The organism is Cytobacillus oceanisediminis (genome assembly GCF_003182355.1).
Classification (GTDB): Bacteria; Bacillota; Bacilli; order Bacillales; family Cytobacillaceae; genus Cytobacillus; species Cytobacillus oceanisediminis_A.
This window is the reverse complement of record NZ_QGTW01000002.1, coordinates 421032-434363: the sequence shown is the minus strand read 5'-3', so window position 1 is coordinate 434363 and position 13332 is coordinate 421032. Positions and strand designations below refer to the sequence as shown.

Sequence of the window (13332 nt, the reverse complement as noted above, 5' to 3'; positions counted from 1 at the left end):
TATAATATTCTGAAATTCGGATTTGTAATATCTCAAATAAACATTTTATAACTTACTGTTATGACCTGTTACTAATTCAATTATATCACATTTTCCCTTTAGTTAACTAACATAAAACATAATTCTACAGAATTTTAAGTCTTTTAACCTTCAATTCTGCTAGGATTTACTAAAATTTCTTTAAAGATTCGACATAAGTCTCCAGCCATAGACGGCATTCGATTCGACATAGGTCGACAGTAATAAATAAATGTAAAAAAGAAGAAAAATTTTGTTTAATACTGTTAAAATATCATTCTTTTTGAGGATATATGTGGTAAAATCATTTAAAAACCTATCATAGGAGTGAGATGGAAAAAGTGAAAAAACAGATGGTCTCAATAGCCGCGGCTGCAATGCTTTCTTCAGCATTCGCCGCCCAGGCATCGGCTGATACATATGTGGTTAAAAAAGGCGACACTCTATCTCAATTAGCCACAAAATATAAAACGACTGTGCCGGAACTTAAAAAGAGAAATAACTTAAGCTCAGATTTTCTTTTTATTAACCAAACACTCCAACTCCCTGGGACTTCAAAAGAACAAAAAAACAGTAAGCCAGCCGTTGTAACGCCACCTGCAAACTCAAATACAAACTATACATATACAGTCAAACCTGGCGATACTTTATCCAAAATTGCCTTAAATCATAAAATCAGTTTAGTAGATTTAATGGGCTGGAATAATCTCAGTCACCATATAATCCGACCTGGGCAGGTATTAAAGGTAAAAAAATCTGCCCAAAGTACACCTGCTAAGAATACTGAGACATCAGCAGCTCCTCCAGCACCCACCGGTCCTGCACCCGTCGTCAATTCAACAGCTTACATAGTGGTAAAAGGTGACACACTAAGCACAATTGCAGTGAAAAACAAAACGTCTGTACAGCAAATAAAGGAATGGAATAAACTTAACTCGGATTTAATTTACATTGGCCAAAAACTGGTATTAGGAGGCACTGAACAAAATCCTTCTAAGCAACCCGTAATTGAAAAGCCAGCGAAGGTAGAGAACAGTACAGCAAACTCTCTGCTGGCAGAAGCTCAAAAACATATCGGAGTCCCATACAAATGGGCAGGCTCTACCCCGGAAGGCTTTGATTGCAGCGGTTTTATTTACTATGTTCTAAATAAATCCGGTTCTCAGCTGGGCAGATACTCAACGGACGGGTATTACAGCCGTTCCTACTATATCAATCAGCCTCAGCCTGGCGATCTCGTATTTTTCGAGAATACCTATAGACCTGGCATTTCGCATATGGGCTTTTATGTGGGGGATAACCAGTTTATTCATGCAAGCTCCAATGGAGTTGAGGTTTCTAGTCTTGATGACCCCTACTATAAAAAACACTTTGATGGTTTTAAAAGATTTTATTAGGCACCCGTCCAAGGTGTCTTTTTTTATGAGGTTCAAACACATAAAATTACATAATATTCCTGTGCTACCATATTAAACTAGTAAATTCAGGAAATTTGTATTATAGTAGAAGAGAATTTTATCGAATTGGAGGAGATTTTTTGAAACGCTCAACAATCTGGTCAATCGTAATTGCTTGTATTTTGATGATTGTGTCACCTTTTCAGGCAGCCGCTGCAAGCCCTAAGGTGAAAATTGTGGTGAATGATGAAGTGTTAAAGCTTGATGTTGACCCTTTTCTGAAGGACAACCGTGTTCTTGTTCCCGTTCGCGGTGTATTTGAGAACATCGGCCTTAACGTGAACTGGAATGCATCATTAAAGACAGCGACAATTAAGAACGAAGATACAACAATTAGCATGAAGCTTGGCAAAAAAGATGTTCTGGTAAATGGAAAAACGGTAAAAGTAGATTCTGCCGTAGTGATGAAAAACAATCGTTTATTCATCCCAATCCGCTTTGTAATCGAAAATTCCGGTGCACAGGTTAACTGGAACCAGGCTCAAAAAACGGTATATGTAACATCTGGATTATCACCTGCAGCAAAGGCTTTCTTGAGCAAGCTTTCCGAGGTTGAAATGAATAGCTTTACTGCTGACATGAAGGTCCAGCAGACTATGGAGTATCTTGGCGAAAAAATGAGCATGGATATGGATATGAAAATGGATATGGTCCTTGACCCGATCGGTTTATACCAATTTATGTCCATGACCATGAAAGAGTTTGGCGAAGAAAATATAACAACAGAATCCTATCTGACAAAGGATGGCTACTATGTGTTTGATCCTGAGTTCAATAAATGGGTGAAATACGATGATGAAATGGCGAAAGAAATGCTTAGTCTATCAGACTATCAAATGTCACCAACTGATCGTTTTGAGATGATTCAGCGTTATTATAAAAATGTTAAGATTATCGAAAACGCCGGTACGTACGAGCTTCACGCCTCTCTATCAGGAAAAGGGTTCCAGGAGCTTATTGATGAAATGTTAAACCTTTCTGGTTTAGGCGTAGAGGAAGACATTTTTAACGGCATGGAGATCATCATTAATAAAATGAATATCGTCTCTGTTATTGATAAGAAGACTCTTTACCCAATCTCAGACACGATGGACTCTGACATGACCATCGTCGCTGAAGGCGAGAAAATGAGCATTAAACAAAAAGCTAAAAACACTTATTCTAACATTAACAAGCTTGAAAAAATTACAATTCCACAGCATGTAATTGACACTGCAGTTCCTTTTGAAGAGCTTTATGGAAAAGAGTAAATGAATTTAGAAGGCCACCCTTAAATTAGGGTGGTTTTTTTTATAGTAAAATGCCCCTTTTGCTAGTCTGATTAGGTTCTATTTGTAAGTTCAGCCCATCTATTTGCAAATTTCACCCTCCTTTTTGCAGAAATCCCCCCTATTATTTGTTGAGTTTACAATTCAGCTTTCAACGCCCACCCCGCATTTCCCAACGCCTCACCTCAATTCAATCAAACGTTCGATTAAAAAAAGGCCCTGCATCCGCAGAGCCTCTTAATCTATTACTTCGTCACAGTCAATCCAGCCTTTTGTGCATTTCCTGCTTCGTCCTGGATATCAGCATTGGCATCATCAACTTGATTCGTTACTAGTTTGCTAACTGTTGCAGAGTCAGCAACTGTTAAAACTAACTTGCCGTCATCTGTTACATCATAGGAAGTGAATTCCATTTTTGTACCATTACGATTAAGCAGAGTAATTTCATCTCCAATCGTGGCAGTTACACCATCCAATAGTCCATCTACCTCAATCGGCTCAGAATAAGAAACAGTCAATTTGTTCAATTCTGTCGCAACGAATGATGTCACTGCCGGAGCCGTATTATCGGTAATGGCAATGGTTTTTGTGAACGGCAGGCTTTCTCTATTATCCAGTGTTTGTACACCTTCAACTGTGAAAATAGCCTTCTCGTCACTTTCCTTTACAAAACCATCTGGAAGGGTGATTTGTACCTTGGTCTGATCGACCGTTCCGTTATTGTTTACAAAAGAAGTTTTTGTTCCGGATGGCAGTGACACACCATTCACTTCATAGGCAGCTGGATTCAAAGCAGAGCCTGTTCCAGATCCTTTTACTTTTGTTCCAAAGTCGACAGTGATCACATTGTTAGCTGCGGATGCACCCACTATTTCAAAAGTAGTTGCAGGAGGCTGGCCATCTTCTGTTACTTCAATGGAGAAGTTATATTGTGCACTCATATTTGGTGTTAGGGCATCATCAACAACAAATCCCTCATCTAATTTAAAATTGTACGTATCCGCCGCTAAATCCTGATCCAAGGCGAATACAACTGTTTTCGAGCCATTAGCCATTGAGAGACTATCCACAACCTGTGGAGCAGAAAGGATTTCCCCTTTCGAGTTCACAACTGAAACTTTGCTAAGTTCAGGAGAACCAACTTCTTCATTATAAGTAACCGAAAAGGAAGTGACTTTTCCATCTGTTTTCGATGTGGACACTTTAACCGGTGCAGGAGCTGTGACATCTTTGGAAACAGTCACTGTTTTTATGATATCGGATGTATTTGTGTTGCCCATTTCGTCAACGAGAGCACCCTTGGCAAAGGTTAAAGTAACAGTATCACTGTTGCCGGATTTATATAAGTAATCGCTATTTAATGTAAGGAAATATTCTTTATGGTTTGCTGGATTTACTTCAACCGCCTCCACGATATCAGCTGTGAAAGAGCCAACTTTCCCTGTAACTTCTAACGTATCGCCATTCAGCTCTTCATCAACGGTTACCTTCACCTGGTTCTCATCAACAGCTGTAACATTTGTAACCGAAGGAGCAACATCGTCAACAGTAACGGCTAATGATGTGGCTTGTACATCCTTTACATTGCCGGCAGCATCTTTTGCATTAACGACTGTAACGTTTTGGGATTGAGATGCATTCAGGTTTACATCAACGGTGGCTTTATTTCCATCAATATTCGCGTTGTAATTTGCATTGCCTATTTTAACGGTTTCAATCGATGTCACTTCTTCATCGAACGTTAAGGTGATCTTCTGAATGCCTTGACTTGTATCTTTGATCAATGCCGTAGCAGACGTTAATACCGGAGCTGTTTTGTCGTTCACATTGACTGGTGCATTAATAGGCTTCACATATTCGCCATCTACATCCTTAACCGCTTCAAACGGAACTTTTACCAAATAGTCACCGCTAAAAATATCAGTCGCTTTAAAGATTAATGTTTTTCCATCCTCACTCAGTTCCTGGGACACAGTGCCTCCACTAGCGGCATCCTTCCCCGGAACAAGTGTAATCACATCATTGCCTTCAGCTGTTTTTAGGGAATCTGCATCGATTGGTTCTGTGAATTTCACTTCAATCGTTTTTGCGTTTACCCCAGTTACACTTGCTACTTCAGTGGCGCCTTGATTAGGCTTTTCAAGTGTAGAACCTACTGCCCAATCTGTTTCCGTTAGCAGTTTAGCGAAGTCTGCACGCTTGATCTGTGCATCAGGAGAGAAGGTTGTGCTGGTTGTACCTGTGACCAAGCCGTGGGAATATAGAATTTCGATATAATCTGCATACCATTTGCTTTCGTTCACATCTGTAAAATTGGCTTTAGGGCCATCAGGATTTAAGCTAAGATCGTATGCGTCAACCACCATTTTGGCGAATTCGCCGCGAGTCAGTGTTCCCTTTGGATCAAATATGCCTGCACCCTTTCCGTCGATCAGACCTTCATCATAGAGGGCGTTAATATACTCTGCATACCATAGGGATTGATCCACATCTTTAAAATCAGCAGCCGGTGCACTGTCAGTATCCAGCTTTAGGATATTTGCAACCATTTTGGAAGCTTCCGCACGAGTAATCTTTCCGCCTAAATCAAACGATCCGTCAGGACGGCCATCAATAATGTCAGCATCAGCAAGTGCCATAACATAGTCATAATAGAAGTTATCTGGTGAAACATCCTTAAAATCAGTAGCTGCAAAACCTGCTGATGGAGCAACCGCAGCAGCCACCATTGCTGCTGTCATGCTGGATGCGATGAACTTGCGATAATTTTTGGATTGATAAGCCATAATTGAAAATTCCTCCTTGTAGTTAAACTAACCAATGAAACTAGCAAACCTACGGACTACTAAAAACGCTCCAAAAAGGCCCAAAAAGAGGCGGAATCCAGAATAAAACCAATGTTCCCAAGTATTATGTAAATAAATAACATTGGCTCTACTGCAATAATCTACCACTCAAAAAAAGGTTTAAACACAATATTCGTAGTTTTTTTACTTTTAAAGGAAAATATGGATTTTGTCCTATGAATTAGTAAAAAAGTGCCACTAATTAAAAAAAGCCCTGCAGAATTCTGCAGAGCTTATCTTTAAATCTATTACTTTGTCACAGTCAAGCCAGCTTTTTGCGCGTTTCCTGCTGCGTCCTTGATATCAGCAGCCAAAGCGTCAACTTTCTTTGTTACGAGTGTGCTAACAAGTGAAGAGTCAACAACTGTAAGGACTAGCTTACCTTCTCCAGTCACTTTGTAATCAGAGAATTGAAGAGCTGCACCTTTGCTGTCAAGAAGTCCAATTTCGTCTGAGATTGTGGCAGGTGTTCCATCTTGTAAAGCAGCTACACTAATAGCTTCTGAATAAGTAACCGTTACTTCCTTCAATCCTGTCGCAACGACTGATTTCACTTCTGGAGCTGTGTTGTCAGTGATTGCTAGAGTTGTTGTGAATGGAAGGCTGTCTTTGTTATCAAGTGTTTGTACACCATCAACAGTGAAGATTGCCTTTGTATCATCAGCTTTTACAAAGCCAGCAGGAAGAGTAATTTCAACCGTAGTCTGGTCAAGAACACCGTTGCTGCTTGCAAATCCAATTTTAGTTTCAGTCGGTAGTGTAACACCGTTTACTTTGTATGCAGCCGGGTTTAAAGCAGAACCTGTACCAGTTGCTTTAACTTTTGCACCAAAATCAACTGTGATTACGTTATTAGCAGAAGCTGCTCCAACCACTCCAAATGTCGTTTCAACTGGCTGGCCATCTTCTGTTACTTCTACTGAGAACGAATATTTCGCACTCTTGTTTGGCGCAAGCGCTTTGTCAACTACAAAGCCTTCTGCCAATTCTAAGCTGTAAGTATCAGCTTTTACATCATCAGCAAGTGTGAAGACAACTGTTTTTGAATCAGATGCTACGGACACACTCTTCACAACTTTATCTTGAGAGAAGATTTCCCCTTTAGCGTTCACAACGGAAATTTTGCTTGCAACAGGAGAAGCCACTTCTTCATTATAAGTAACAGAGAAAGAGGTAACCTTTCCGTCTGTTTTAGATGTAGCCACTTTTACAGGAGCTGGAGCAGCTGCATCCTTGCTGACAACAACCGTCTTTGTAATGTCAGCTGCATTCGTGTTGCCGATTTCGTCAGCCAGATCACCTTTTGCAACTGTTAACGTAACTGTATCAGAGTTGCCTGCTTTGAATAAATAGTCGCCATCTAAAGTGACGATATATTCTTTTTTGCTCTCCGCATTTACTTCCACTTTTTCTACGATATCAGCAGTATATGTGCCGACTTTAGCAGAAACCTTTAAAGTATCAGCATTAAGCTCTTCATCAACAGTAACCTTCACCTGGCTTTCGCCAACAGCTTTAACACTTGTGATGGAAGGAGCCACATTGTCAACGGAAACAGCTAATGGAGCAGCTTGTACATCCTTCACGTTTCCAGCAGCATCTTTCGCTTTTACGACAGTTACGTTATGGGATTCAGCTGCATCCAGATCAACCGTTACAGTTGCTTTGTTTCCATCTAATACTGGAGTGTAGTTTGAACCGCCAATTTTAACTGTTTCAATTGCAGAAACCTCTTCATTGAATGTTAAAGTAATTTTCTTAATGCCATCTTTTGTATCTTTAATTGTTGAACTGGCAGATGACAATAGTGGAGCAGCTGTATCATTAACGTTTACAGATGCATTAACAGGTTTAACAAAACCGCCATCTACATCCTTAACCGCTTCAAATGGAACCTTTACAGTGTAGTCCCCTTTAAAAATGTTAGAAGCTTTAAAAGTAAGTGTTTTTCCGTCAGCACTTAACTTTTGGGAAACAGTGCCGCCGCTTGCAGCGTCTTTGCCTGCTACTAGAGTGATCACATCAGCGCCAGCAGCTGTTTTTAATGTATCTGCATCGATTGCTTTTGTGAATTTCACTTCAATTGTTTTAGCATTTACGCCAGTAACACTTTCCACTTCAGCTGCAGCTGCTTCAGGCTTCTCAAGCGTTGAGCCTTTTTCCCAGTCTGTTACAGTCAGAAGCTTTGCAAAGTCTGCACGCTTGATTTGTGCATCTGGAGAGAAAGTTGTGCTGGTTGTACCAGTGATTAGGCCATGAGAGAAAAGAATCTCAATGTAATCTGCGTACCACTTGCTATCTTGTACATCTGTGAAGTTTGCTTTAGGACCGTCAGCTTTTAATGTTAAACCGTAAGCATCAACAACCATTTTCGCGAATTCACCGCGAGTCAATGTTCCTTTTGGATCAAATTTGCCTGCGCCTTTACCATTGATCAGGTCTTCAGCATATAGTGCGTTAATGTATTCTGCAAACCATGCAGATTGATCTACGTCTGAAAAATCAGCAGCAGGAGCGCTGTCTGTGTCTAACTTAAGAATGTTTGCAACCATTTTGGAAGCTTCAGCACGATTGATTTGCCCGCCTAAATCAAATGTTCCATCAGGACGGCCATCGATGATGTTTGCTTCTGCAAGTGCAGTGACATAGTCATAGTAGAAATTGTCTGATGAAACATCTTTAAAATCAGATGCTGCAAAACCTGCTGATGGAGCAACTGCAGTTGCCACCATTGCAGCTGTCATTGCAGATGCCATAAACTTGTTATAATTTTTGGATTGGTAAGCCATAATGAATATTTCCTCCTAAGCTTTCAAGTATCTAGTCTCTTTTTACTAATGAAAAATGGTTAATTATATCAGTAAACAAGGAATTTTCGTGCAATTTGATAGATTTTATTTCTATATTTATCCTTGTCTGCCAATTGGATTATATCAAAGGAAAGATTGTGAAGAAATACCCTTGGAAACATTACATTAATTTACCACTTTAGTAAAAACAATGGGTTTTTAATAGGTTTTTAGATTTACGTTTTTGTTTTTTATTCATTAGCGAACACATAAAAAGAGCCATTGCAATAGGCAATGGCTCGGGACTTTTACTTCGGAACAACCACAATCCGAATATTGTTTTCTGCCCAATCATTCAACTTTAAATTCTGGTATGTTTGACGATCTTTCATACGATTAAACTCCTGGATAATTTCATCCTTAAATGACTGAAAAGCATCTTCCGTATGAGTTTTGTTCCCTCTTGTTTTGAAAAAGAGCGTACCTTCAGCGAACAGCCCATCATGATCTTCATAGCCCGCTATCGTAATGCCGCTCTCAAACCCAAGAACATACGTATCATTCTTCATTCCCATATCAAAAGCTGTTTCCATGAATTCTTCCTCAAACTGCTTTCGAAGTTCATATTTTTTCTCTTCGATGGATTGTTCATATTTATGATTTGAATACATTTTATGAATGAAAAGAATAGCCATAAAGCCAATCATCAAAGTAAATACGGCAATAAGACCATACTTTATAGCCTTTGCACCTCTTTGAACAGTACCTCGTTTTCTATCCACTGCCCGCTGAATCACATATCCAAGGGACACGCCGACAACCACTTCAGGAGGAACCATCATGACTAAAAGCAGCCCGCTGGTTGCGCCTTCAGTCATACTAGCGAGAAACAAAGCTACCGGCAGCAAGATTCCAACTAAGAAGCCCCCGAGGATATAAAATTTCCGATAGTAGATCAGAAAACCAATAATCAAAAGAAACTGATCGAATTAAGCACAACGACAGAAAAAGCCGATAATAGAAAAGACATCATACTCAAGCACCTTGTTCCTTAAATTTGGCTTCAAGCAGACTTTTTATGGAATCATACTTATTCCAATCGTTGCTCTCTATGGTGATTCTCTTAAAATCGATGGTGTTATTATTCTTTTTCGGTTGATATACATCTTCGACACCCGCAAGGACAATTGTAAATTTCGAGTTTTCCGGCAAGATTTCAGTAAGAACCTCCCTTGCACGCTCCAAATCCTCTTCAAGAAGCGAACTATCCGGCTGGAACTCGTTTTGCGGGTAGGCGACATGCGCCTCATAAGGTGAACAATAGCCTGTGATAGGATAAATATTCCTACATATTAGCCAATCATCTTCATACACAGCCGCAAACCGGAAACGTTCATTTTCAGCTTTCTCTAAAGCCCCATTATAAGCTTTACTAATATAAGCATTTTTCAAGTCCCAATTGCCTGTTCTCAGCATTTCCAGAACCTCTTCTTCAGACTTTGCGTTCTTTAACCCACCTATCCAAAGGGACAAGTCACCAGGCATCTCTCCTTCCCTTAACGGCTCAGTATAATAGACAGACAGGCTCCTTACATTGATTCCACTTTCATCTATAAGCTGAACCAGCTGAAAGAAATCACTAAACCCCTCTTCCTCAAAGGTATGGAAATCTAACTTGCCATTATGGGAAAATTTAAGATTATACTCCCCCGCAATTTCTCTAATATATTCTAACTTATTCCCAAATGGCGGTTTCCCATAGCCAAGCGCTTCAATTTCCGGTAAAAGAGGTTCAAGCTTTTTATACTGTTCATAAGCATCCAGTCCCCTGTGATAAGTATCTCCTGTTATTTCTCCATCTGACACGAACACATTAAACTTAATGTGTTTATTTCCTTTCACTGCAACCTCGTGGGTAAGATGGCCCATATTGCCTGTATTCCATTCTTCTTCCACAACCATCACAACTTCAATTCCATACTTTTTTTCAAAATAGCGGTCAAGTTTAGTTTCGATGCTGTTTGACGCCATATAAAAAATAACGGCAAATATCAAAATGACAACAGGAACGACCGTAGTAGATTGACCTTTCTCTTCATTAGTCACAATGTATTCTCTCCCTTTTAAACCCTATAAAACCATTATATAGTAAATTTACACTTTATTTTCAATGAAAAATTTTTCCATATATGATTTATAGTCCTGTAAAAAAGAAAAACTAGCTTTGCAAAAAGCAAGCTAGTCTTACAGCTTAATATTTCTTCAATTCTTCGATCGTACGCTTTATATCAATAAGCCCTTCCGAAGTTGTTTGCAGATAATCATCCCGCTGAGCAATGGTCATGACTCTGCCTGAGCCCAGTCTGGCTGGTTTTTTCAGTAAGAGATTCCGTTTTTCAGATTCGGCCAGAATATCTTTCATTCCCTGCATTCGGATTTCCCGCTTGTTCTCACCTTCTTCCGGGCTTATTTTTACACAAAGACGCTGCTGTTGGAGCTGCAGAAAATAGGCTTTATTAGATGCAGATACCCACCAAAAAGCCCAGAATCCCCCGGATGGATTCGGAACATAACCCCAGTTTCCGTTTATTTCTTTTTGCAATTCCTGATAAAAGCCTTGCCAAGCATAATGATTCCACTCTTTTACAGGCTTGACTCTAAAAGAAGAGATGCCCTCTTCGATCTTCTCCAAATAATGAAGATAATCAAGGAAGATTGGATTCTGAACACCTTTCTGTTTTCCTCTCTGTAAAACTTCAAGCATCATCTTCCGCTTGAACGGAATATAGCCTGGGCTTTCAAGAGAACGGTAGTGACTTTGATCGGCGATTTTATAATAAATGGGCAATTGAACCAGGTCAGGATAGGCTGCTTTCACAGCGGCCCGATACCGGGCAAGCTGGTTTGAATGGTCTTTGGTAAAGGTTTTATCTTCAATTAAAATGGCATATGTATCATTGACAATCACCAGAATATCAAGCGCCTTAAACTGACGCTGAATGCTGATTGATTCAATCACAGGTACGGGAAGGTTATGTGCGTTGAAAATCATCCCCATAAAATCAACGGCTGCTTCATGCAATGGCCGATCCAGCGAACGATAGGGCTCTTCGCTCCATGCCATCAGCCAGCACAAAAAAGCATCCTGTGAAAGCTCACTAGTGGCATACTGAAAAAGATTGGGCAATTCCAAGCTAACTGCCCTGCTGTCCCGGGCTGTTTCAAGTAATTGCTCCACAACATGATTGCCTGTATACTCTTCCCAATATCCTCTTCCAAGGATCGATTGATAGTGCATGGGCGGCCACAACACTCTATTACGGATCTCCAATATTCGCCCCTGCTCGTTAGGATATAACAATAGCAGCCTGTCATCCCCTTGCTGACCAATCACTTCCGGAACACTTTCAATCTCTTTCAAATATCCACATTTATTCCTGCAAACATAGGCAGGATACGCATTAACCACGAAATCACCATTAGGCTTCTCCCTTACATCCTCCCAGGCATCTTCGATTAACTCAGCTTTGCAGCGCGGGCAAATGAGTGAATTCATTTTACATCTCCTCCTTGCATAAGTAAACGTATGAATCTAGTAAAATGAGCCTATTATTCAATAGGGTTATTTTACCATTACCTTTGTATTAATAGGAATATAAATAAACTTTTAAGCTTGTAAAAATGATTTCACCATTCTGTCACAATTCCCCTCACTCCCCCCTGACCTTTTCCCCCTTTCATTTCTATTTATAAAGGTGAAAGGGCGGTGCAATGATATGAATTTAAAATCAGGCAGTGTTGACCAGTTTGAACAGTTTTCCCAGTTTAAGAATCTTCAGGAGTTTAATGCTCATTTAGAGATGTGGCTTGCGGTGAATAAGGACAAGTTCTCGAAGGGTGAGCTTGTTGGGTTAAAAAGGCTTGCCCGTTTTGCAGCCAAAGTACCTGGAGTATCTAACGCTAAAATAGGTACAGTATTAAAAGCTATTCATGAAGAATACAACGGAAACGGGATATCCCGCTCCACTTTTAAAAGAATGATCGCGAAGGCTTCAGAATTAGGAATTTTCACGGTACATGAAACAGAGAGAAAGAACGGCTCCCAGTCCAGCAATCTTTATGTTTTCAATCATTTTCCTTCCAGTGAACCACCCAAGGAGGAAAAAATGGACCACCCTAATAAAGCTATCAACCTTTCTAAAACGAATAAAAATCAAAAAAATAATAAACGTAACGAAACCGGGCTTGACCACACTTTTACAAGTGATCGTGTTCCAAATGCATTCGTGGATGCTGTGAAGTACTTTTTCCCGGAAGCTAAGAGCATTGAGGAGTTTTGGAGAATGACAACCATAGCTGCTTATCGAAACAATCGCGAGCAAGATAAGACCCAGGTTCTGGACACAGCCATCCATTCTTTTAAGCAGCTGATTCGTAAAATGAAATCCAGTTTTGTGTCAAAGCCAATTGCTTATTTCTACGAGATTCTGAATAAAAAACTCGAGGAACTTTACTTCAAAGATCTATTGGAAATGGGCTTTTCAACGGATAACAGGCAATCGTATATGGGATTTTTTTATAGAAAATAGGCTCTGTTAAACGTGGTTGTTGATTTCCGCTACAGGCACTCGCTTTCCGCGGGCGGTCCGGGAGCCTCCTCAAGCAAAGCTGCGGGGTCTCCCATGGGTGCGCTTTTCCCGCAGGACTTTGAATGAGCATCCTTGAAGAAACACCGCACGAACCAAATGCGAATGCATTTTCGAGGATCTCGCCTTCCACTTCAATCAACACAGCGCTAAATCAACAAATAGCATTTTCACAGCAAAAAATTAAAAAAAGTGAATTTTTCCCGAAAATCAGCGAGTTTACCCCTTAATTCCGGAAGTTTGGTACCTAAACTCGGGAGTTAAGGGGGTAAACTCACCCAAACTCGACTTTTTTTCGATTCGCAAAA

8 protein-coding genes are annotated in these 13332 nt (G+C 40.1%); 3 read left to right on the top strand and 5 right to left on the bottom strand.

Annotated features, from left to right (window positions below; all coding sequences use genetic code 11):
• Positions 1-359: 359 nt before the first annotated feature.
• Together DFO73_RS06340 and DFO73_RS06335 are read left to right on the top strand one after the other, a co-directional pair.
• Positions 360-1415, top strand: a complete 1056-nt coding sequence (locus DFO73_RS06340) for a LysM peptidoglycan-binding domain-containing protein (protein WP_110064014.1) — start codon at positions 360-362, stop codon at positions 1413-1415.
• 140 nt (positions 1416-1555) lie between these two features.
• Positions 1556-2725, top strand: coding sequence for a copper amine oxidase N-terminal domain-containing protein (locus DFO73_RS06335; RefSeq protein ID WP_110063929.1), 1170 nt, complete (start codon positions 1556-1558; stop codon positions 2723-2725).
• Positions 2726-2988: 263 nt separating this feature from the next.
• Here DFO73_RS06335 and DFO73_RS06330 read toward each other — a convergent pair whose 3' ends face one another.
• The 5 genes from DFO73_RS06330 to DFO73_RS06310 form a co-directional block, all read right to left on the bottom strand.
• Complete coding sequence (locus tag DFO73_RS06330; RefSeq protein ID WP_110063928.1) at positions 2989-5529, bottom strand: S-layer homology domain-containing protein; 2541 nt, start codon at positions 5527-5529, stop codon at positions 2989-2991.
• A 308-nt stretch (positions 5530-5837) separates the two neighbouring features.
• Positions 5838-8378 carry an S-layer homology domain-containing protein gene (locus DFO73_RS06325; protein WP_110063927.1) on the bottom strand — a complete coding sequence of 847 codons (2541 nt, stop codon included), beginning with the start codon at positions 8376-8378 and terminating at the stop codon, positions 5838-5840.
• A gap of 308 nt (positions 8379-8686) precedes the next feature.
• On the bottom strand, positions 8687-9352 hold the full coding sequence (locus tag DFO73_RS06320; protein ID WP_142669510.1) for a hypothetical protein: 666 nt from the start codon (positions 9350-9352) through the stop codon (positions 8687-8689).
• Positions 9353-9413: 61 nt separating this feature from the next.
• A complete protein-coding gene (locus DFO73_RS06315) occupies positions 9414-10484 on the bottom strand; it encodes a hypothetical protein (protein ID WP_110063925.1) in 1071 nt (356 codons plus the stop codon).
• 145 nt (positions 10485-10629) lie between these two features.
• Entirely contained in the window at positions 10630-11934 is a 1305-nt protein-coding gene (locus DFO73_RS06310; RefSeq protein ID WP_110063924.1) for a PD-(D/E)XK nuclease family protein, read from the bottom strand.
• 220 nt (positions 11935-12154) lie between these two features.
• Between DFO73_RS06310 and DFO73_RS06305 the strand changes: the two genes are divergently transcribed.
• The gene (locus tag DFO73_RS06305) at positions 12155-12967 is read left to right on the top strand and encodes a hypothetical protein (protein ID WP_110063923.1); all 813 of its coding nucleotides are present in this window, start codon (positions 12155-12157) and stop codon (positions 12965-12967) included.
• The last annotated feature ends 365 nt before the right edge of the window (positions 12968-13332 follow it).

Coding starts and splice junctions, on each gene's coding strand:
- DFO73_RS06330 (WP_110063928.1), bottom strand. CDS start 5,529: ATGGCTTATCAATCCAAAAATTATCGCAAGTTCATCGCATCCAGCATG.
- DFO73_RS06325 (WP_110063927.1), bottom strand. CDS start 8,378: ATGGCTTACCAATCCAAAAATTATAACAAGTTTATGGCATCTGCAATG.
- DFO73_RS06310 (WP_110063924.1), bottom strand. CDS start 11,934: ATGAATTCACTCATTTGCCCGCGCTGCAAAGCTGAGTTAATCGAAGAT.
- DFO73_RS06305 (WP_110063923.1), top strand. CDS start 12,155: ATGAATTTAAAATCAGGCAGTGTTGACCAGTTTGAACAGTTTTCCCAG.